The sequence below is a fragment of the Mesorhizobium sp. WSM4307 genome (genome assembly GCF_007003945.1).
GTDB lineage: Bacteria > Pseudomonadota > Alphaproteobacteria > Rhizobiales > Rhizobiaceae > Mesorhizobium.
In genome coordinates this window covers 235,597-254,894 of record NZ_VFTB01000005.1, presented here as the reverse complement: position 1 = coordinate 254,894, position 19,298 = coordinate 235,597, and the positions used below count along the sequence as shown (strand labels likewise).

Annotated in this window: 19 protein-coding genes; 8 read left to right on the top strand and 11 right to left on the bottom strand. The window is 63.4% G+C overall.

What is annotated here, in order from left to right; translation table 11 throughout:
- Positions 1-83: 83 nt before the first annotated feature.
- Positions 84-716, bottom strand: coding sequence for a class I SAM-dependent methyltransferase (locus FJV83_RS13905; protein WP_142886180.1), 633 nt, complete (start codon positions 714-716; stop codon positions 84-86).
- A gap of 103 nt (positions 717-819) precedes the next feature.
- Here FJV83_RS13905 and FJV83_RS13900 point away from each other — a divergent pair, with 103 nt between their 5' ends.
- Positions 820-1,722, top strand: coding sequence for a phosphotransferase family protein (locus tag FJV83_RS13900; RefSeq protein WP_142876262.1), 903 nt, complete (start codon positions 820-822; stop codon positions 1,720-1,722).
- 28 nt (positions 1,723-1,750) lie between these two features.
- Here FJV83_RS13900 and FJV83_RS13895 read toward each other — a convergent pair whose 3' ends face one another.
- The 3 genes from FJV83_RS13895 to FJV83_RS13885 all read right to left on the bottom strand — a co-directional run bounded on the left by FJV83_RS13895 (position 1,751) and on the right by FJV83_RS13885 (position 4,807).
- Positions 1,751-2,224 (bottom strand): DUF805 domain-containing protein, encoded by a 474-nt coding sequence (locus FJV83_RS13895; protein ID WP_142876273.1) that lies wholly within the window; start codon positions 2,222-2,224, stop codon positions 1,751-1,753.
- Positions 2,225-2,495: 271 nt separating this feature from the next.
- On the bottom strand, positions 2,496-3,419 hold the full coding sequence (locus FJV83_RS13890; RefSeq protein WP_142886179.1) for a DMT family transporter: 924 nt from the start codon (positions 3,417-3,419) through the stop codon (positions 2,496-2,498).
- Positions 3,420-3,526: 107 nt separating this feature from the next.
- The gene (locus FJV83_RS13885; RefSeq protein WP_142886178.1) at positions 3,527-4,807 is read right to left on the bottom strand and encodes an amidohydrolase family protein; all 1,281 of its coding nucleotides are present in this window, start codon (positions 4,805-4,807) and stop codon (positions 3,527-3,529) included.
- Between the two features lie 152 nt (positions 4,808-4,959).
- Here FJV83_RS13885 and FJV83_RS13880 point away from each other — a divergent pair, with 152 nt between their 5' ends.
- Positions 4,960-6,714 (top strand): ABC transporter ATP-binding protein, encoded by a 1,755-nt coding sequence (locus FJV83_RS13880; RefSeq protein ID WP_142886177.1) that lies wholly within the window; start codon positions 4,960-4,962, stop codon positions 6,712-6,714.
- 163 nt (positions 6,715-6,877) lie between these two features.
- Here FJV83_RS13880 and ilvD read toward each other — a convergent pair whose 3' ends face one another.
- On the bottom strand, positions 6,878-8,722 hold the full coding sequence (ilvD, locus tag FJV83_RS13875; protein ID WP_142886176.1) for a dihydroxy-acid dehydratase: 1,845 nt from the start codon (positions 8,720-8,722) through the stop codon (positions 6,878-6,880).
- A gap of 267 nt (positions 8,723-8,989) precedes the next feature.
- Here ilvD and FJV83_RS13870 point away from each other — a divergent pair, with 267 nt between their 5' ends.
- The gene (locus FJV83_RS13870) at positions 8,990-9,460 is read left to right on the top strand and encodes a VOC family protein (RefSeq protein ID WP_095771705.1); all 471 of its coding nucleotides are present in this window, start codon (positions 8,990-8,992) and stop codon (positions 9,458-9,460) included.
- 48 nt (positions 9,461-9,508) lie between these two features.
- Here FJV83_RS13870 and FJV83_RS13865 read toward each other — a convergent pair whose 3' ends face one another.
- The 3 genes from FJV83_RS13865 to FJV83_RS13855 form a co-directional block, all read right to left on the bottom strand.
- The gene (locus FJV83_RS13865; RefSeq protein ID WP_019862922.1) at positions 9,509-11,101 is read right to left on the bottom strand and encodes a peptide chain release factor 3; all 1,593 of its coding nucleotides are present in this window, start codon (positions 11,099-11,101) and stop codon (positions 9,509-9,511) included.
- Between the two features lie 100 nt (positions 11,102-11,201).
- Positions 11,202-12,131 carry a haloalkane dehalogenase gene (locus tag FJV83_RS13860; protein ID WP_142886175.1) on the bottom strand — a complete coding sequence of 310 codons (930 nt, stop codon included), beginning with the start codon at positions 12,129-12,131 and terminating at the stop codon, positions 11,202-11,204.
- Entirely contained in the window at positions 12,128-12,724 is a 597-nt protein-coding gene (locus FJV83_RS13855; protein WP_142886174.1) for a TetR/AcrR family transcriptional regulator, read from the bottom strand. The genes FJV83_RS13860 and FJV83_RS13855 overlap by 4 nt, the downstream gene beginning before the upstream one ends.
- A 127-nt stretch (positions 12,725-12,851) precedes the next feature.
- Here FJV83_RS13855 and FJV83_RS13850 point away from each other — a divergent pair, with 127 nt between their 5' ends.
- The gene (locus FJV83_RS13850) at positions 12,852-13,925 is read left to right on the top strand and encodes an FAD-binding oxidoreductase (protein ID WP_142886173.1); all 1,074 of its coding nucleotides are present in this window, start codon (positions 12,852-12,854) and stop codon (positions 13,923-13,925) included.
- On the opposite strand, the gene FJV83_RS13845 is transcribed toward FJV83_RS13850, so the two are convergent.
- The 3 genes from FJV83_RS13845 to FJV83_RS13835 all read right to left on the bottom strand — a co-directional run bounded on the left by FJV83_RS13845 (position 13,919) and on the right by FJV83_RS13835 (position 16,536).
- Positions 13,919-15,292, bottom strand: coding sequence for an amidase (locus tag FJV83_RS13845; protein ID WP_142886172.1), 1,374 nt, complete (start codon positions 15,290-15,292; stop codon positions 13,919-13,921). The two genes, FJV83_RS13850 and FJV83_RS13845, sit on opposite strands and share 7 nt — an antisense overlap.
- A gap of 179 nt (positions 15,293-15,471) precedes the next feature.
- A complete protein-coding gene (locus tag FJV83_RS13840) occupies positions 15,472-16,272 on the bottom strand; it encodes a class II glutamine amidotransferase (RefSeq protein WP_142886171.1) in 801 nt (266 codons plus the stop codon).
- A 15-nt stretch (positions 16,273-16,287) separates the two neighbouring features.
- Positions 16,288-16,536, bottom strand: coding sequence for a DUF6356 family protein (locus FJV83_RS13835; protein ID WP_095771698.1), 249 nt, complete (start codon positions 16,534-16,536; stop codon positions 16,288-16,290).
- Between the two features lie 113 nt (positions 16,537-16,649).
- On the opposite strand from FJV83_RS13835, the gene FJV83_RS13830 reads away from it, so the two are divergent.
- From FJV83_RS13830 to FJV83_RS13815, 4 genes are all read left to right on the top strand, one after another.
- Entirely contained in the window at positions 16,650-17,120 is a 471-nt protein-coding gene (locus tag FJV83_RS13830) for an Lrp/AsnC family transcriptional regulator (RefSeq protein WP_095771948.1), read from the top strand.
- Between the two features lie 96 nt (positions 17,121-17,216).
- A complete protein-coding gene (gene dut, locus FJV83_RS13825; protein ID WP_095771697.1) occupies positions 17,217-17,702 on the top strand; it encodes a dUTP diphosphatase in 486 nt (161 codons plus the stop codon).
- Positions 17,702-18,361 (top strand): HAD family phosphatase, encoded by a 660-nt coding sequence (locus FJV83_RS13820; RefSeq protein ID WP_185973400.1) that lies wholly within the window; start codon positions 17,702-17,704, stop codon positions 18,359-18,361. Before dut ends, FJV83_RS13820 begins: the two co-directional genes overlap by 1 nt.
- Positions 18,362-18,432: 71 nt before the next feature.
- Entirely contained in the window at positions 18,433-19,287 is an 855-nt protein-coding gene (locus FJV83_RS13815) for a hypothetical protein (RefSeq protein WP_142886169.1), read from the top strand.
- Positions 19,288-19,298 lie beyond the last annotated feature (11 nt).

The window sequence follows — 19,298 nt, the reverse complement described above, 5'->3', positions numbered from 1 at the left end:
AACTCTTTGTATTGACGCAATTCCCAAGGGAAGCGCTATGCGCTTTTCCCGGGAAAACCGCTTACACTTTTCCTGGAATTGCTCTAGTTCACCCGCAAGGCAAGGCCGCGGCTGGGCACGGTGTCGGCCTCGCCCGGCATCGAGACGTAAGGGCGCGTTTCCTCGGCACGGGTGACGACGCCTTGTGCTTCGAGTTCGGCGATGCGTGCGGCAAAACCCTGATCCCACAGCGTGTTCTTGACCGTCAGCACGATGATCCCGCCGGGCCGGCAGATGCGGATCAGCTCATCCAGCCCTTCGACGCCGACATGGCCTGAAGTGAAGACACCGGCCGAGACGATCCCGGCATAGGCATCGTCGGCAAAGGGCAGCGTGCCGCCGAGCGCGAGGCAATGCAGCGCGGAATAGACACCCTTGCGGGCGGCCTGGTCCAGCATGCCTTGCGAGATGTCCAGCGCCTCGACTTCAGGATAGCCTGATATATCGAGCCATTCGCCGATGAGCCCGGTGCCCGCGCCTGCATCGAGCAGCGGCGCCGCGCCGCGCGGCAGATGGCGGGCCAGCAGGGCAAGGCAGATCGTCGGATGACGATAACCGGCGGCAGACATGTCGGCGTCATAGGTCTGCGACCAGCGATCATAGAGTGCGGCCACCTCCTCCGGGCGTTTGGCTGCGTAGGCCGCGCTGAGCGCGTCCAAGTGTTTACCGTCCGTCATCGCTGCTGTGTCGCCTGATCAAGTTGCCTTTGATCGGATGATAGCCAAACGGCGAAAATTGTGGAACCGTTGCGGTGAGAAATAACGGCGTGGGGGCGCGGGCATGGTGACAGACGAAGCGCGGGCGAAGCTGGCCGCCATTCCCATGCTTGCCGGCTATACCGGGCCGCTGGAGCGGCTTGGCGGCCTCACCAATCTCGTCTTCAGGGCCGGCGATCTCTGCCTGCGCATTCCGGGCAAAGGCACTGCGGAATACATCAACCGAGCCAACGAAGCGGTGGCCGCGCGCGAGGCCGCTAAAGCCGGCGTCAGCCCGCAGGTGCTGTATGCCGACGCCGATACCGGCGTGATGGTGACGCGCTTCATCGCGGGCGCGCAGACCATGTCGCCGGAAAAATTCAGGGAGAGACCGGGCAGTCCAGCCCGGGCCGGCGAAGCCTTCCGCAAGCTGCACGCGTCCGGTGCGGTGTTCCCCTTCCGCTTCGAACTTTTCGCGATGATCGACGACTATCTCAAGGTGCTGTCGACCAAGGACGTCACCCTGCCTGCCGGCTATCACGAGGTGGTGCGCGAGGCCGGCAGCGTGCGCTCGGCGCTTGCCGCTCATCCGCTTCCGCTCGTCGCCTGCCATTGCGATCCGCTGTGCGAGAACTTCCTCGATACGGGCGAGCGGATGTGGATCGTCGACTGGGAATATTCGGGGATGAACGACCCGCTCTGGGATCTCGGCGACCTCAGCGTGGAAGGCAAGTTCGATGCGAACCAGGACGAAGAATTGATGCGCGCCTATTTCGGCGGCGAGGCGAGGCCGGCGGAGCACGGCCGCGTCGTCATCTACAAGGCCATGTGCGATCTGCTCTGGACGCTGTGGGGGCTGATCCAGCTTGCCAACGAAAATCCCGTCGACGATTTCCGCGCCTATGCCGACGGCCGCTTCGCCCGCTGCAAGGCGTTGATGGAGACGCGGGAGTTTTCAAGGCATCTGGCGGCTTTGCGTATGGGTTAAAGCAAATCCATATGGCAGGAGCCCCAGCCTACCTGAAAACCCTCTCTATTTCGGTCAAAGTCACCGTGTCGTCGGATTTTTTGCAATACCAAATGATCAACGCAATGGTGCCGATGGGGAACAACCCCGCAAGGAGTTGATGCCAACCGCTTCTGTTGATGTCATGCAGTCGGCGAGCGGTCATGGCAAGCGTCGGCAGAAGGATGGCAAGATTCCAGATCGATGAGATGATTTCATTCTTCACAATGGCATCGACTATGACAAGAACGACGCCGACAATGAAAATGAAAAGATAGGAATACCAGAACTCCGAGCGGCTGGCCCTGCCGGAAAAATTCACGTAATTTCGAAAGAAGCTTGAAACGGCTTCACCGAAATTCATCGAAGGCGGCATTTCTCCGAACCGGTTGGCGCCGGCTGGCGCTGCTCTTAGAATAAACACCAGCGGCAAGCCGATCAGGATCAAAACGATCAGCCAATGCCATATGGAAAAACTTCCCATCATCGCCCCCCCCCGCTGTCGCAGTTTTCTTGGGATGCTGATCCTGCGTCGCCCGGACAAGAATCAATCCCGTATTGAGCCCGAAAGGCAACGTACACCGCAAAGTATCGATGTAAATATCGGATTTTCTGATCGGAAACTCCGACAATTCCGCATGATAGCCTTCCGCCGCTGGGTGCGGAGCTTCGAAACGGCAGCCTGTGACGTGCCGTATGCTTTGTTTAGACCCAATCGCGGACGGAAAGCCTTCTTACAATTTCCTGGAACCGCCTTAATTCACGCCCTTCGGCACGTTTTCGGGCGGCACAGTAGTGTCGACCACCTTTTGGCGATGGAAAATGAACAGGCCCGCCAGCACGATGATGCCGGAGCCGATCAGGATGCGCGGACCGGGGACGTCGCCGAAGAACACCAGCCCGAACACCACGGCCCACAGGAGCAGCGTGTAGTGCAGCGGCGCCAGCGTCGAGGCCGGCGCCAGCTTGAGCGCCCGCGTGATCATCAGATGGGCGCTGCAGGAAACGATGCCGAGCAGCAGCATGGCGCCGAAATCGAGCGCCGAGGGGGTTTGCCAGGCGCCCATGGTCAGCACGCCACCGACCAGCAGCGTGCCTATCGTCTGCCATGTCACCAGGTTGGTGTCGCTGGTGCTGCGCAGTCGCCGGTTGAGGATGATGGCGAAGGCAAAGGCGATGCTGCCGGCAAGCGCGAAGCTCGACGACAGCGAAAATGCCGCGGAGGAGGGCTTCAGCATGATCACCACGCCGCAGAAGCCGAGCAGGATCGCCACCCAGCGGCGCCAGCCGACCTTTTCGCCGAGCAGCAGGTGTGAGAGCGCCGCGACATAGATCGGCCCCGCCATGTAGAAACTCATGACGTCGGCAAGCGGCAGATAGACGACCGCGGCATAGAAGAGTGCGGTGTCGAGCGTGGTCATGACGACACGCAAGATCTGCAGTTCAGGGCGTTCCATGCGAAACAGCCTGGCGGTGCCCTGATGCGCGATCATCGGCCCGAGAACGAAGAAGGCGCCGATGGACCGGATCAGAACCACCTGGCCGACGGAGAAGCTGGCGACCAGCCACTTGCCCATCGCATCGTTCAGCGCAAACAGGAAGTCGCCGGCCAGCATCAGCAGAATGCCGGCCAGAAGCACGTTCCTGATTGTGGAATTCTGCGCAACGGGTTGCGTCATGCCGATCCCGATTCCTCCCTCGCTCAAGTCGCGTCGTAGACGGAAGCGGCGGCTTTGACGAGAGGAATCCGGGAAATCGCCAAACCAGGACCGGGAATCGGCTGGGCCTACGTGGCTTTGTGCCTGCGGTTGACCAGTGCCGGCCTGCCCGGGATGGAAAGCCTTGTATCCTGCCGCGTCCGTTGCGACACCACCTTGCCCCTGGCGATGACGCAGATGCGCTCGGCGCGCAGGCGCAGGGCCTCGATCGGATTGCCGGCGTCGAGGACGACGAGGCTGGCGCGCTTGCCGACGGCGAGACCGAGATGGTCCAGACCCATGATGGCGGCGTTGACGTTGGTGACCATGTCGAAGCAGCGCGCCATGTCGGCCGGGCTCGACATCTGCGCGACGTGCAGGCCCATGAAGGCGACGTCGAGCATGTCGGCGGTGCCCAGCGAGTACCAGGGATCGAGCACGCAATCCTGACCCCAGCCGACACGGATGCCGAGCGCCTGCATCTCCTTGACCCGGGTCAGGCCGCGGCGCTTTGGAAATGTGTCGTGGCGGCCCTGAAGCATGATGTTGATCAGCGGATTGGGGATAGCTGAAACGCCGGCCTCGGCGATCAGCGGCAGAAGCTTCGAGACATAGTAATTGTCCATCGAATGCATGGAGGTGAGGTGCGAGCCGGCCACCTTGCCCTGCAGGCCAAGGCGCTGCGTTTCATAAGCCAGTTGCTCGATGTGGCGCGACAGTGGGTCGTCGGTCTCGTCGCAATGCAGGTCGACCATCAGGCCACGTTTGGCCGCGATCTCGCACAGTTCTGTCACCGAGCGCGTGCCGTCTGCCATGCTGCGTTCGAAATGCGGAATGCCGCCGACGATGTCGACGCCCATGTCCAGCGCACGGATGGTGTTTTCACGCGCCTTCGGCGAGCGGTAGAAACCGTCCTGCGGAAAGGCCACGAGTTGCAGGTCGATGTAGGGCGCGATCGTTTTCTTGACGTCGAGCAGGGCCTCGACCGCCAGCAGCCTGTCGTCGCAGACGTCGACATGGGTGCGGATGGCGAGCAGGCCCATCGATACCGCCCAGTCGCAATAGGCGAGCGCCCGGTCGCGCACCGCCTCATGCGTCAAAAGCGGCTTCAGCTCACCCCATAGCGCAATGCCTTCCAAGAGCGTGCCCGAGGCGTTGATGCGCGGAATGCCGTAGGACAGCGTGGCATCCATATGGAAATGCGGATCGACAAAAGGGGGCGAGACCAGATTCCCGCTGGCATCGACCTCGGCCCGGGCGGAACCCTGCAATTTGGGCTCGATCGCGGCGATTGTCTCGCCGCTGATGCCGATATCGGCAATCCTGCCATCCGGCAGCGTGCCGCCACGAACGATAAGGTCGAAATCCATCTGCCGTCATCTCGCCTGAAGAATCACTTTGCCATCGTGTCGCAAAAGACAGCTTGACGCAGCGGTTTCTTTCCAGAAGCCGCCAATGGTTCCATCCGGCGACAACTCCCTCTATAAGCCGCCTTCGTTATTGCGCCACCAAGGATCAGCCTTTGTTTCGTTTCTTCCGCTCGACGGAAAACCAGCGCCTCGTCGCAAGGCTGGTCAAGGAATCGTTCCGGGAGCATATGTTCGGATATGGCGCGGCCATTCTTTCGATGCTGGTGGTGGCCGGCATGACCGCCGCCAGCGCCTGGATCCTGCGCGAAATCACCAATGAATTCGTGATCGACAAGCGGGTCGACCGCGTCAACATGATCGCCGCGGCGGTCGCCGGGATCTTCATCCTCAAGGGCCTCGCCAATTTCGTCCAGGCCTATTTCATGAGCCGGGTCGGCAATGCCATCATCGCCGACCGGCAGCGCAAGATATACGACCGCATCCTGGCGCAAGGCATCGAATTCTACCATTCGACCTCGTCATCCGACCTGATCACCCGCATGACCAACAATGCCCAGGCGGCACGCAACGTGCTCGACCTGATCGTCACCTCCTATGTGCGCGATCTGGTGACCCTGCTTGCCTTGGTTGGTGTCATGGTCTGGCAGCAGCCGGTGCTGTCGCTGATCTGCTTCGTCGCCGGGCCTGTGGCCATCTATGGCGTCAACCGCATCCTGAAGCGTGTGCGCAAGTTCGCCGCCATGGAGTTCCGCTCGGTTGGCCAGATCGTTCAGGTGATGCAAGAAACCGCTATCGGCGTGCGCGTGGTCAAATCCTTCAACCTCGAAAGCTTGATGCGCAAGCGCATGTACAAGGCGGTGGCAGACGTCGAGGATCGGGCCAACAACATTGCCGCGCTGGAAGCGGTGACCAGCCCGGTGATGGAGACGCTGGCCGGGCTGGCGATCGCCGGCGCCGTCATGGTCAGCGGCCTCCTGGTTCTGCAGGGCGGCCAGATGCCCGGCAACATCATGGCGTTCATCGCGGCGCTGCTGCTCGCCTATGAACCGGCAAAGCGCCTGGCGCGCGTGCGCATCTCACTGGAAAGCGGCATTGTCGGCGTGCGCATGATGTTCCAGCTCGCCGACGAGCCGCTGACACTGGCCGAGAAGCCCGATGCAAAGCCGCTTCGGGCCGGACCGGGCGAGATCCGGTTCGACGCCGTCAGCTTCGCCTACCAGAATGGGCCGCCAGTGCTCGACCGGTTCGACCTCACCCTTGAGCCGGGAAAGATGACGGCGCTGGTCGGGCCCTCCGGCGGCGGCAAGTCGACGATCCTGAACCTGATCATGCGCATGTATGACCCGAAGAACGGCAAGGTGCTGCTCGACGGCCAGGATATTTCCCATGCCACGCTCGCCTCGCTGCGGGAAAAGATCGCCTATGTCAGCCAGGACACGTTCCTGTTTGCCGGCACCATCATGCACAACATTCGGCTTGGGCGGCAGGACGCGACCGATGACGAGGTGATCGCCGCCGCCAAGGCCGCCAACGCGCATGACTTCATTGTGGCGCAGGCGAAGGGCTACGAGACCGATGTCGGTGAGAATGGCGGCCTCTTGTCGGGCGGCCAGCGCCAACGCATCTCGATCGCGCGTGCCATGCTGCGCAACGCCGAAATCCTGCTGCTGGACGAGGCGACCAGCGCGCTCGACGCCGAATCCGAAGCGCTGTTCCGCGACGCGCTGCAGCAGCTGACCGAAGGTCGCACGACGATCGTCATCGCGCACCGCCTGTCGACCGTGCACCAGGCCGACACGATCGTGGTGCTGGAAGGCGGCAAGGTGGTCGAGAGCGGGCCGCATCGTGCCCTGCTCACGCAGGGCGGGCTTTACCAGAAGCTCTATGAATATCAGCTGATGCCGTGAGGATTCTTCCTTCTCCCCGTGTGGGAGAAGGTGGATCGGCGCGTCAGCGCCGAGACGGATGAGGGGTGTTCCAGCGGAGTGAGACGTTGGCGTTCCCTGGAACACCCCTCATCCGTCGCCTTCGGCGACACCTTCTCCCACAAGGGGAGAAGGAAGAAACGTGCTATTCCGGCACTTTCCGCACGGCGCCCTTGTCGGCGCTGGTGGCGAAGGCGGCGTAGGCGCGCAGCGCGGTCGTCACCTTGCGCTTGCGCTTTTCCTCCGGCTTCCAGGCCAGGGCGCCCTTGGCTTCCATCGCCGCCCGGCGCGCTTCAAGTTCGGCGTCGCTGACAGCGAGGCGGATGGTGCGGTTGGGGATGTCGATCTCGATCGTGTCGCCTTCCTGCACCAGTCCGATCGTGCCGCCTTCGGCGGCTTCCGGCGACGCATGACCGATCGACAGGCCCGACGTGCCGCCGGAGAAGCGGCCGTCGGTGACCAGCGCGCAGGCCTTGCCGAGGCCCTTCGACTTCAGATAGCTGGTCGGGTAGAGCATCTCCTGCATGCCGGGGCCGCCGCGCGGCCCCTCATAGCGGATGACGACGACGTCGCCGGCCTTGATCTCGTTGGAGAGGATGGCCTTGACGCTGGCGTCCTGGCTTTCGAACACCCGCGCCGGGCCGGTGAACTTCAGGATCGATTCGTCGACGCCGGCCGTCTTCACGATGCAGCCATCGAGCGCCAGATTGCCTTTCAGCACGGCAAGACCGCCATCTTTCGAGAATGGCGTTTCCGCCGAACGGATGACACCCTTTTCACGATCGAGATCGAGCTCGTCCCAGCGGCGTTCCTGGCTGAAGGCGACCTGCGTCGGCACGCCGCCGGGAGCTGCGAGGAAGAAGTCGCGGACATTCTGGCTGGAGGTGCGGGAAATATCCCAATGGTCGAGCGCCTCGCCGAGGCTTGATGTGTGCACGGTCGGCAGGTCGCGGTTGATCAGCCCGGCATTATCGAGCTGGCCGAGGATGGCCATGATGCCGCCGGCGCGATGAACGTCTTCCATGTGGACGTCGGACTTGGCCGGCGCCACCTTGCAGAGCACCGGAACCCGCCGCGACAGCCGGTCGATATCCTCCATCGTGAAGTCGACCTCGCCCTCATGGGCGGCGGCCAGGATGTGCAGCACGGTGTTGGTCGAGCCGCCCATGGCGATGTCGAGCGTCATGGCGTTTTCGAAGGCGCCTTTCGAGGCAATGGTGCGCGGCAGTGCCGTTTCGTCATCCTGCTCGTAATAGCGCTGGGCCAGATCGACGACGAGATGGCCGGCCTCGACGAACAGCCGCTTGCGGTCGGCATGCGTGGCCAGCGTCGAGCCGTTGCCCGGCAGCGACAGGCCGAGCGCCTCGGTCAGGCAGTTCATCGAATTGGCGGTGAACATGCCCGAGCAGGAGCCGCAGGTCGGACAGGCCGAGCGCTCGATGACCTTGACGTCCTCGTCGGAGATTTTGTCGTCGGCGGCCGCGACCATGGCGTCGACCAGGTCGAGCGCCTGGGTCTTGCCGGCCAGCACCACCTTGCCGGCTTCCATCGGCCCGCCGGAGACGAAGACGGTCGGAATGTTGAGGCGCAGCGAGGCCATCAGCATGCCGGGGGTGATCTTGTCGCAATTGGAGATGCAGACCATGGCGTCGGCGCAGTGGGCGTTGACCATGTATTCGACGGAGTCGGCGATCAGCTCGCGCGACGGCAGCGAATAGAGCATGCCGTCATGGCCCATGGCGATGCCGTCATCCACGGCGATGGTGTTGAATTCCTTGGCGACGCCGCCAGCCTTCTCGATCTCGCGTGCCACCAGTTGGCCGAGGTCCTTCAAATGCACATGGCCCGGCACGAACTGGGTGAAGGAATTGACCACCGCGATAATCGGCTTGCCGAAATCCGAATCCTTCATGCCAGTGGCGCGCCACAGGCCGCGGGCGCCCGCCATGTTGCGGCCATGGGTGGTGGTGCGGGAGCGATAGGCAGGCATGTTTTTTCCTTGGTGGCTGGCCGCAGCCCGGGAATGACGCGGCGGAGCTGAATTCGGATCGCTGGCTTTATAGACGCGCAAGTATGGTCTGGCCACATTTTTGCAATGCGCCAGAGTCTCCCGAAAAACGCGAGCTCCCGAAAGAAATTACATGCGGCTGTCGGATCGCGTCGCGCAGGACCGTCCTTGGGCGGACGGTACGGAGATGGCACCATTCTCGGAGTCAACCGTTTCATCGTAACAGCAAAAGCAACCGAGGAGCACGACATGCAAAAGATCACCACCTGCCTGTGGTTCGACGACCAGGCCGAAGAGGCGATGAATTTCTACGTCTCCATCTTCAAGAATTCGAAGGTGCTGAGCGTGATGCGTTGGCCCGAAGGCCACGCCGATGAAGGCAAAGTGCTGGTGACCACGTTCGAGCTCGACGGCGTGCAGTTCCAGGCGCTGAACGGCGGACCGCAATTCAAGTTCAACGAAGCGATGTCACAGTCGATCGACTGCAAGACACAGGAAGAGGTGGATTATTTCTGGGACAGGCTCATCGAAGGCGGCGGCGAACCATCGCAATGCAGCTGGCTGAAGGACAAGTTCGGCGTTTCCTGGCAGGTCGTGCCGGAACAGCTGCCGCGCCTGCTCGGGGATGCGGACCGGGCCAAGGCCGGCCGGGTGATGGATGCGATGATGCAGATGGGCAAGATCGACATCGCCAAGCTGGAAGAGGCGGCGAAAGGGTGAGAGCCGTGATCTTCCCTTCTGCCCAAGGGGGAGAAGGGAAACTGGCGCTCAAGCCGCCTTGTCGCGGACCTGATAGTCCTTGATCGTGGCGAAGCGGATCGCTTTCCAGCGCTCGGCTTCGTAGTTCAGCGAGAAAGCGTGCTGGGCCAGAAATACCGGGTCGTTGTCGAGGTCCCTGGCGATGTCGCCGCGATGCGCCTCGATGAAGCGAAGCGTCTCGGCCTTGTCGTCGGCCGAGATCCAGCGGCAGACGGAAAAGCGCGACATTTCGAATTCGACCGGCAGCGTGTATTCGAAGTTCAGCCGCTCCTTCAGCACATCGAGCTGCAGGGCGCCGACGACGCCGACGATGGCCGGTGAGCCATCCTCGGGCGAGAACAGCTGCACGACGCCTTCCTCGGCCATCTGGTGCAGCGCTTCCTTGAGTTTCTTGGCCTTCATGGCGTCGCCGAGGCGCACGCGGCGCAGGATTTCCGGGGCGAAGTTCGGCACGCCCCTGAAAAGAATCTCCTCGCCCTCGGTCAGCGTGTCGCCGATGCGCAGCGTGCCATGGTTGGGAATGCCGACGACGTCGCCGGCAAAGGCTTCATCCGCCGTGACGCGGGTGCGGGCGAAGAAGAACTGCGGCGCCGACAGGCTCATCGGTTTGCCCGTTCGCACCAGCTTGGCTTTCATGCCGCGCTCGAGCTTGCCCGAGCAGACGCGCACGAAAGCGATACGGTCGCGGTGGTTGGGATCCATGTTGGCCTGGATCTTGAAGACGAAGGAGGTCATCTTGTCCTCGGTCGCCTCGACCTTGCGGGTGTCGGCCTCCTGCGCGCGCGGCGGAGGCCCGAAGGCGCCGAGCGCCTCGATCAGGTCGCGCACGCCATAATTGCGCAGCGCCGAGCCGAAATAGACCGGCGTCAGATGGCCCTCGCGAAAGGCGTCGATGTCGAGCGGCCGGCAGGCTTCGCGCGCGAGTTCCAGTTCCTCGATGAAGGCCTCGCGCTCGTTCTCCGGCAGCAGCCCGGCGACGCGGTTGGAATCGGGACCGTTGACCGGCGTGCGTTCCTTCTCGTCGTCGCCCTTGCGCACCGCGTTCAACGCCAGGTGATAGGTGCCGGAAAACGTCCTGCCGCGGCCGATCGGCCAGGTGATGGGTGCGGTATCCAGCGCCAGCTTCTGCTCGATCTCGTCCAGAATCTCGAACGGATCGCGGCTTTCGCGGTCCATCTTGTTGACGAAGGTGATGATCGGGATGTCGCGCAGCCGGCAGACTTCGAACAGTTTCAGCGTACGCGGCTCGATGCCCTTGGCGGCGTCGATGACCATGACGGCCGAGTCGACCGCCGACAGCGTGCGGTAGGTGTCGTCCGCGAAATCCTCGTGGCCGGGCGTGTCGAGCAGGTTGAAGACGTTGTCTTCATACTCGAAGGTCATCACCGATGTGACGACCGAAATGCCGCGCTCGCGCTCGATCTTCATCCAGTCGGAGCGCGTCTGGATCTTGTCCTTCTTGGCCTTGACCTCGCCGGCAAGCTGGATGGCGCCGCCGAACAGCAGCAGCTTTTCGGTGAGCGTCGTCTTGCCGGCGTCGGGGTGCGCGATGATCGCGAAGGTGCGGCGGCGCGCCACTTCCTCTGGTATTGTTTCGGGCATTCTCTGGGATTTCCGTGTGACAGGCCGGGCTTCTAGCAGCGTAGTGCCGGGCTGTCGACCGGTCCGGCGGCGCGGACGCCGCCGGATGCCATGGCTTGCCTCAGGCCAACTCGCCCATCCGGTTCGCCAAAACCACCTCCGGAAGCCAGCTGGCGATAGCGCCGCCAATCGCGTCGGCTTGATCCTCCTGAAGATAGTGCGCACCAGGCCCGAGATTGATGAAACCGCAGTTCTTCAAACCGGCCGCGAATTCGCGCGCGGCCTGCGGCCCGATCAGCGCGCCCGGATCACCCGCGAACAGCAGTTTCGGATAGGTGGACAGCCGCAGCGCGCGATGGTCGTGCGCGCTGATGGCGGCGACGTCGGCGGGCTGGCCTTCGATGGGCATTTCCCGGGGCAGGCGCAACACCGGCCTGCGCGATTGCGGCGTCGGGAACGGCGCCCGATAGGCGGCCATTTCCTCGTCGCTCATCGTGCGCAGCACCGAGGCCGGCAGCACTTTCTCGACGAAGACATTGTCCTCCAGAACCAGCTTTTCGCCGACGCCGGGCGTGCGGAGCGCCTTGAACATTTCGCGGGCTTGCGGGCGCTGGTGAAAATCCTCCCAGCGCTCGAAGGGCCGGATGAATTCCATGAAGGCAAGGCCGAGGATGCGCTGCGGCCGCCTTGCCGCGAGATGGAAGGCAAGTGCCGTGCCCCAATCCTGCGCGACCAGCACCACATCGCTGATGTCGAGGGCGTCGAGGAAGGCATCGAGATAGCGGACCTGGTCGAAGAAGCGATAGTCGATATCGGGCTTGCCGGACTGGCCATAGCCGATCAGGTCGGGCGCGATGCAGCGGCCGAACGGCGCGACATGCGGGATGATGTTGCGCCAGATATGGGACGAGGTCGGGTTGCCGTGCAGGAACAGCACGGTCGGGCCGGACGCTCCCGCCTCGACATAGGACATGGTCGAATCGAGTACGGGAATCTGCAAGCGTTTCGGCGCGGTGGCGACGGGCTGAGGCGGGTTGGCTTTCGAACTCATGGGGTCGGCTCCTTTGCAAACACTGTGCTGAAGATGACTTTCTTGAACCGCTCGAGCGGTTCGGGGCTGCGCTCGACCTTCATGCGCAGCATGGCGCCCTGCCAGGACGACAGCAAGAAGTCGGCGAGGTCCTCGGCCTCAAAGGTCTTGGCGATGTCGCCGGCCGCCTGGCCTTCTGCGATGCAGACGGCGAATGGCTGGCGCCAGCGCTCGAAGATGGCGACGAGTTGCAAGCGCAACGGCTCGCTGTGCACGGCTGTCTCGAGGCTGAGATTGCCGATCATGCAGCCGTGCGCCCAGTCATGCGCCTCGAGCTTCGAGGTGATGACGTCGAGGTAGCGGCGCAGCCTGCCTATGGGCGGCGTGCCGTCCTGCGCCAGCGCAGCCTCGACCAGCCCGCTGACATAGGTGAAGTAACGGTCCAGCACTTCGCCGACGAACGCCTCCTTGGAGGCGAAATGGTTGGTGAAGGATCCCGGCCGGGCGTCGGCGGCGGCAACGATGTCGCGCACGCCGGCGGCGGCATAGCCTGAATTCCAGATGGTCCGGAAACCGGCGTCGAGAAGTTTTTCGCGGAGTGATTGTCTAGCCATGGTCGAGTAATACGTACGTACGTATTGATGTCAAGCGCATATTTTTGCTGTGTCCGATGTTGGCAAGTGACGAACGGGGTGGCACTGCAAGAGCGTCCTCGGCGGACAACCAGGTAAAGGAGCGAACATGGCTGCGGCGAAACAAGTGATCGTCATCGGCGCCGGCATCATCGGCGCCTCGGTCGCCTGGCATCTGACCAGGGCAGGCGCCCAGGTCACGGTCGTTTCCGAAAGCGGCGCGGGTGGCGTCGCGACGCCCAATTCCTTTGCCTGGATCAACGCCAGCTGGGGTAACCCCGAAATCTATTTCCGGCTGCGCACCCGCGCCATGGCCGAGTGGAGGCGACTGGCGAACGAGCTGCCTGGGCTGCCGCTCGCCTGGTGCGGCGGGCTGTGCTGGGACTTGCCGGCCGACCGGCTCGAGGCCTACGCGGCCGAACATTCTTCATGGGGCTACGGCATTGAACGGGTTGGCCGCGAGCGGGCGACGCAAATCGAACCCAACCTGGTCGAGCCGCCTGAATTCGCTGTTCATGTCGCGGAGGAAGGCGTGGCCGAGCCGGTCGCGACGGCCAGGGCCTTGCTGGCAGACGCCGAACGGCATGGCGCGCGGGTCATTGCCAGCACGGTCTCGGCGCTGGCCCAGACCAACGGCAGGACGACCGGCGTGGACACATCGCATGGGCTGATTGCCGCCGACGAAGTGGTGATCGCCGCTGGCGTCGGCTCGCCCGACATTGCCGCGACGGCCGGCATCAAGCTGCCGATCGAAACGCCACCTGGCCTGATCGTCCATTCGCGGCCATACAAGAAGCTGCTCAACGGTCTGGTGCATGTCGAGAGACTGCATATGCGCCAGACGGCAGAGGGCCGCATCATCGCCGGCTCTGATTTCGCCGGCGGCGATCCCGGCCAAAACCCCGAAGCGACGGCGCGCGACCTGTTCGCGGTGACAAAGGCGGCATTGCGCGGCGCCGAAGGGCTGGAGCTCGATTTCCACACCATCGGCTACCGTCCCCATCCGATCGATGGCTTTCCGATCATCGGCCGCGCCGAGGGCATGGACGGGCTCTATGTCGCGGTGATGCATTCGGGCATCACGCTGGCGCCGGCCGTCGGCCTGTTTGCGACCCGGGAAATCCTCGACGGCGAGCGCGATCCGCTGCTGGCACCCTATGGGCTGTCGCGCTTTGCTCAATAAGCCGGCGGGCGGCGAAAGCCACCGGTAAGCGGCTCAATGGCCGCCGCGACACCAAGCAGCCGCGCCTCCGACCAGCGTTTGCCGACCAATTGCAGGCCGATCGGCAGGCCGTCGCGATCTTTTCCGCACGGCATCGAAAGTGCAGGATGGCCGCTGTAGTTGAAGACGGCGCCATAGGCCGGCAGCATCCAGTAGTCTTGATCCTTGCTGTCGATCCTGATCGGCGTGCCCGGCTCGCAATGCGGAAAGGCCGTGGTCATCGCGACCGGGCAGAGCAGCGCGTCCCAATCGTCAAAGAACCGGTCCCAGCCGAGAATGGATTTGTCGCGGCGGGCAAGCGCCTCGAACCAGCGCGAGACCGACGTCGGCCGCTTCGGCGGCTCCGGCTGCGCGGCCTCCATCATCATACCGATCAGCGCGCCGCCCTGCGCGAGATCGTCGTGCAGATCGAGCTCGGGCAGCTTCGCCTGTTCCACGATCGCTCCCGCCGATTGCAGCTGCCTTGCGAGATTTTCGGCTGCGGCGCCGACAGCGCCGGCCACCGGGAAGCCGGGCAAGGACGGAGCGAAGGCGATTCGCAGGGTCTTCGTGCTGAGCTTCGGCGTGATTTCGACCGGCACCGGCGCCAGATCGGTGTCGCGCCCGTCCGGCCCGGCGATGATTTGATAGATCAGCGACAGATCGTCCACGCAGCGCGCCAGCGGGCCGAGGCAAGACATCAGCCGCACGCTGCGCGCGGCATTGCCAGGATTTGGGAAGGCGCCGGCCAGCGAGACGCGGTGTTCGGTCGGCTTCAGGCCGTACACGCCACAGAAGGCGGCCGGAAGCCGGATGGAATCCTGCATGTCGGTGCCGACATCGAACGGCGTCATGCCGGCCGCCACCGCCGCCGCGGCGCCGCCGCTTGAGCCGCCCGCCGTGCGCTCAAGGTTCCATGGATTGCTCGTGCGCCCGAACAGCGGATTGTTCGACTGCCAGTCCGACAGCATGGTGGCGACATTGGTCTTGGCCATCAGCACGCCGCCGGCCGCCTTCAGTCTCGCAACGACCAGGCTGTCGTGGCTGGCGACATAGTCGGCGAAGGGCGGGAAGCCCACCGTGGTTTTCATGCCGATGGTTTCGTGCATATCCTTCAGCGTGAAGGGAACGCCATGCAACGGCCCGGGTGTGGCCCCGCGCGCAAGTGCCGCGTCGGCCTTCCCGGCGCGTTCGTACGCGCCCTCCCGGTCGAGCGAGATGACGGCGTTGACGCCTTCATTGTGCCGGTCGATCTGCGCCAGATGGGCGTCGAGGGCTTCGACGGCGGAGATTTTGCGACGAGCGATGGCGGCGGCGAGTTCGACGGTTGAGGAGAAAACGATGTCCATGGCGAATGCTCCGGCTTGGCCGCGCTCATCAGATCAAGATGGCGGAGAGCGGCACGGCTTCAAGCAGAGTTGAGCATTCGCGGCCTAGTGGTGTTTGATCGAAATTGCGCCGACCGTCCGTTGAGGTCTGCGCTCTACGGCGCCCCCTGTCCTGCGGCGGTTCCGACTTAGAGAAGGATTTACCCGACCAAGGCCAACTTCGCCGCCGTCGGGGCAAAGGGCCGAATGCTGATCCCGTCCCCAGTCATGGTGACGAAACTCGACGGCGGGATCGCCTGCCAGTCACCGCTCTCGCGATCGAAAGGTTCGGAGACGATGCAGCGGCCGCCGCCTTTGCGCAAGGAGGAGGTGTAGAGCGTCGGCGCATGGGCGTCGGTGGCATAGCGCACCGCGTGCATCGCCTGCCCGTCCGAGAAGGCGGCGGTGAGTTTCAGTGCAGGTTCGAGGCCGGCCCGGCGCGAGGCTTCGAGCACGCGGGCAGTGGCGCGCGAGACCGCGCCTTGCGGGTCGCCGGCCAAGCCCTCGTCGATCATCAGGAGAAAGAACAATTCGGAATCGGTGGTGCCTTCGCGCTGGTCGAAGACGGCGTCGGACAGCGAATTCTCCAGCGCGCGGCGGATTTTCTCGAAGCCGCCGATCTGGCCATTGTGCATGAACGACCAGGAACCGGAGATGAAGGGATGGCAGTTCATGCGGCTGGTGGCGCCGCCGGTCGAGGCCCGCACATGGGCGAGGAACAGGCCGGATTTGATCTGCCGGCACAGGCTCTTCAGATTGGGATCGGACCAGGCCGGCAGGATGTCGCGGTAGAGGCCGGGCTCCGGCCGGTCGCCATACCAGGCGAGGCCGAAACCGTCGCCATTGGTCGGCGACTTGGCTTCCTGGGCGCAATGGCTCTGGGCAATCAGCGAGTGGCAGGGCGCCGTGAGAATGTCTTCAAGAAAGACCGCTTCACCGAGATAGGCCGCCCACCGGCACATCGCTTCTGTCGTCCTCTAGGCGCGATCCATGAGAGCCGCCGGCTCCTTGGTCGCGTGTGTGCCTCTGTTGTGCGTCCGGTCGTAAAGCTCGCGGACGATTCGGCTGGCGGTAGTCTCGAAGAGAAATGGCAAGAAAGCGTGAACGAGGGCGGCGCCGGCCGCCAGCAGCAGGCGCGAGGAGAACCAGGCGGCAAAGGCCATATGGCCGAAATAGGTTTCGCCGACCTTGGCGGGATGGGAAGTGAAGATCCTTGCAACCGACATTGAGGTCCCCTTCAGCGCTTGCGTTCAGATATGAGTATCCTGACACGCTTCGCCGGTTCATCGGTCTCAAAATGTCCTTGTATTTTGTCACTCTGCGGGACAAATATCCCAACATGGCGCTGGATATCGATGAAATAGACCGAAAACTGCTTACCGAATTGCAACGCGACGGCACGCTGTCGGTCGACCAGCTGTCTGAACGGGTGGCGTTGTCGCGCAATGCCTGTTGGCGGCGCGTCAAGCGGCTGGAGGAGGATGGCGTCATCACCGGCCGCGTGGCGCTGGTCGATGCCGACAAGCTCGGGCTTGGCCTTTCGGTGTTCATCCTGGTCCGTACCTCCAACCATGATCCCGACTGGTTGCAAAAGTTTCGGGCGGCGGTGACCAGCCTTCCCGAGATCACCGGCGTCTATCGCATGTCCGGCGACCTCGACTATGTCCTGCGTGCCCGCGTTGCCGACGTGAAGGCTTACGACCGGCTCTACCAGCGGCTGATCGCCAAGGTGGCGCTGTCCGATGTGTCCGCCTCCTTCGTCATGGAGGAGATCAAGGAGACGACGGTTGTTCCAATGGAAGTGCGCTAAAGCGTGCTCAGGCCATAGTGATGCCTGAAAGAAAGCCGTTGATAGCGGCGCGGGCGAATTGACCGAATCGGCAATCGCGCCGATAGGATCGATTTTATGCGCGCAGCCCTCCAAAACTCCTCCGTCATCGGTCCGACCGTCGGCTTCGTCAGATTGCCGCATGCTGAAGGACTTCCCCTCCCCGCCTACGAAAGCGCCGGCGCGGCCGGCATGGATCTTCGCGCGGCGGTACCCGACGACCGGCCACTGCTGATCCTGCCTGGGAAACGCGCTTTGGTGCCGACCGGGCTGATCCTGGAAATCCCCGAAGGCATGGAAGGCCAGGTGCGGCCGCGCTCCGGCCTCGCCTTCAAGCATGGCCTCACCGTCCTCAATTCACCCGGCACGGTCGACAGCGACTATCGCGGCGAGGTGAAGGTGCTTTTGATCAATCTCGGCGACGAGGATTTTGCCGTGACGCGCGGCATGCGCGTCGCCCAGATCGTTTTCGCCGCGGTGACGCAGGTGGCCGTCGAAGAGCGTTCGCTGGCCGGCGGCACGGCGCGTGGTTCGGGCGGGTTCGGATCGACCGGCACCGCCTGATGCAAATACCAAAGCTGGTCATCTTCGACTGCGACGGCATTCTCGTCGACACGGAGAATCTCGCCAATCGACGCCTCGCCGAATGGTTGACGGCCGCCGGCTATCCGACAAGCTTCGAATATTGCCGCAGGAATTTCTCCGGCCGCAGCATGGCCTCGGTGCAGAAGGAGATCGAAGAGCGGACCGAGGTTCGTCTCGGCGCCGAGTTCGTCGATCGCTGGAATGCCGGCCTGCCGGACCTATTCTCCCATGGCGTCGAAGCGATCCCCTACGTGCGGGAGTTCATCGAGGCGGTCCGCGCGGCCGGCATCCCCTATTGCGTCGCCACCTCGGCCCGGATTTCGAAGATGCACATCACGCTGGGCCAGACCGGGCTGTTGCCGCTGTTCGAACATGCGATGTTTTCCTCGACCATGGTCGGGCGCGGCAAGCCGTTCCCCGACCTGTTCCTGCATGCGGCCAAGTCCTTGGGCTTCGCGCCGGCCGACTGCATCGTCATCGAGGACAGCGTCGCCGGCACGCAGGCCGGCATCGCCGCCGGCATGCGGGTGTTTTCCTATCATGGCGATCCCTATTCCGATCGCGACGGCCTGATCGAGGCCGGCGGCATCCTGTTCGACGACATGCGCGAACTGGCTGGTCTTGTGCCGATCCACTGATCCGGGTCCAGCACGGCTGCGCGATGCTGGAACCCGTGCTAGCGTGAGTGGCCTGATCTTGGGGGGCGCTCATGCCAACGAACTTTTTCCGCTTGATCCTCGCCGTGATGCTGCTGCCGTTCCTGTGGTCCGCGGCCGGCGCGCAAGCCGTCAGCTTCCCGGATCTCGGCAGCTCGCTGCCCGGCCGCAGCGATGTTACCTATCTCGACCTGGCCAGAATGGTCATTCCGAGCCTCGCCGCGGACGGAGACGGTTTCTACAAGGGCGGATTGCCGATCGAGATGCGCCACATCGAAGGACCGGATAGCGGCGGCTCGCCGCCCGAGACATCCAGCTTCTCCAACGCCGCCGTGCTTGCCGTCAAGGCCGGCGGCAAGGGCCGGCTGGCCATGCTGTTCGACCTTGGCGATTCTCCCGACAGCGCAGAGGGCTATGCGGTGCTGGCGCTCTACGACGTCACGGCCAAGCCGAAACTGCTCGATGCGGCCAATGTCGCGGTCGACCGCAGCACTTATTTCCGCGAGCCGAACAAGCTTTCGATCGGCGCCGGCGACGACATGCTGATCACCATGAGCACGCATTTCAATTCGAGCCAGGGCTATGTGATCACCCCGCTGATCATGGTCCGCGACGACAAATTCGAGCTGATCGACATGATCTACACGTTCGACGAAAGGCTCTGCGCCTACAGCCGCAAGCAGGATGTGGCCTTCCAGACCATCGCCGACGGCCAACCCTATGCCGCCGTCAAGGCGACGGTCACCGACAGCACCGTGCCAAGCGATGAAAGCTGCGATGACGCGCCGCCCGAAGCGTCGTCGCACGGCATTTCCGTCACCTATCATTGGGACAAGAAGACATCGCGCTACGTCAAGGATTCCGACGCATTCGAGAAATTGGCAGCTGAGAACGAGAAACGCTTCTGAACCAAGCGCAT

Bases quoted from the DNA above. Each gene is read 5' to 3' on its own strand.
- FJV83_RS13905 (WP_142886180.1), bottom strand. From the start codon at position 716: ATGACGGACGGTAAACACTTGGACGCGCTCAGCGCGGCCTACGCAGCC.
- FJV83_RS13900 (WP_142876262.1), top strand. From the start codon at position 820: ATGGTGACAGACGAAGCGCGGGCGAAGCTGGCCGCCATTCCCATGCTT.
- FJV83_RS13895 (WP_142876273.1), bottom strand. From the start codon at position 2,224: ATGGGAAGTTTTTCCATATGGCATTGGCTGATCGTTTTGATCCTGATC.
- FJV83_RS13890 (WP_142886179.1), bottom strand. From the start codon at position 3,419: ATGACGCAACCCGTTGCGCAGAATTCCACAATCAGGAACGTGCTTCTG.
- FJV83_RS13885 (WP_142886178.1), bottom strand. From the start codon at position 4,807: ATGGATTTCGACCTTATCGTTCGTGGCGGCACGCTGCCGGATGGCAGG.
- ilvD (WP_142886176.1), bottom strand. From the start codon at position 8,722: ATGCCTGCCTATCGCTCCCGCACCACCACCCATGGCCGCAACATGGCG.
- FJV83_RS13870 (WP_095771705.1), top strand. From the start codon at position 8,990: ATGCAAAAGATCACCACCTGCCTGTGGTTCGACGACCAGGCCGAAGAG.
- FJV83_RS13865 (WP_019862922.1), bottom strand. From the start codon at position 11,101: ATGCCCGAAACAATACCAGAGGAAGTGGCGCGCCGCCGCACCTTCGCG.
- FJV83_RS13860 (WP_142886175.1), bottom strand. From the start codon at position 12,131: ATGAGTTCGAAAGCCAACCCGCCTCAGCCCGTCGCCACCGCGCCGAAA.
- FJV83_RS13855 (WP_142886174.1), bottom strand. From the start codon at position 12,724: ATGGCTAGACAATCACTCCGCGAAAAACTTCTCGACGCCGGTTTCCGG.
- FJV83_RS13850 (WP_142886173.1), top strand. From the start codon at position 12,852: ATGGCTGCGGCGAAACAAGTGATCGTCATCGGCGCCGGCATCATCGGC.
- FJV83_RS13845 (WP_142886172.1), bottom strand. From the start codon at position 15,292: ATGGACATCGTTTTCTCCTCAACCGTCGAACTCGCCGCCGCCATCGCT.
- FJV83_RS13840 (WP_142886171.1), bottom strand. From the start codon at position 16,272: ATGTGCCGGTGGGCGGCCTATCTCGGTGAAGCGGTCTTTCTTGAAGAC.
- FJV83_RS13835 (WP_095771698.1), bottom strand. From the start codon at position 16,536: ATGTCGGTTGCAAGGATCTTCACTTCCCATCCCGCCAAGGTCGGCGAA.
- FJV83_RS13830 (WP_095771948.1), top strand. From the start codon at position 16,650: ATGGCGCTGGATATCGATGAAATAGACCGAAAACTGCTTACCGAATTG.
- dut (WP_095771697.1), top strand. From the start codon at position 17,217: ATGCGCGCAGCCCTCCAAAACTCCTCCGTCATCGGTCCGACCGTCGGC.
- FJV83_RS13820 (WP_185973400.1), top strand. From the start codon at position 17,702: ATGCAAATACCAAAGCTGGTCATCTTCGACTGCGACGGCATTCTCGTC.
- FJV83_RS13815 (WP_142886169.1), top strand. From the start codon at position 18,433: ATGCCAACGAACTTTTTCCGCTTGATCCTCGCCGTGATGCTGCTGCCG.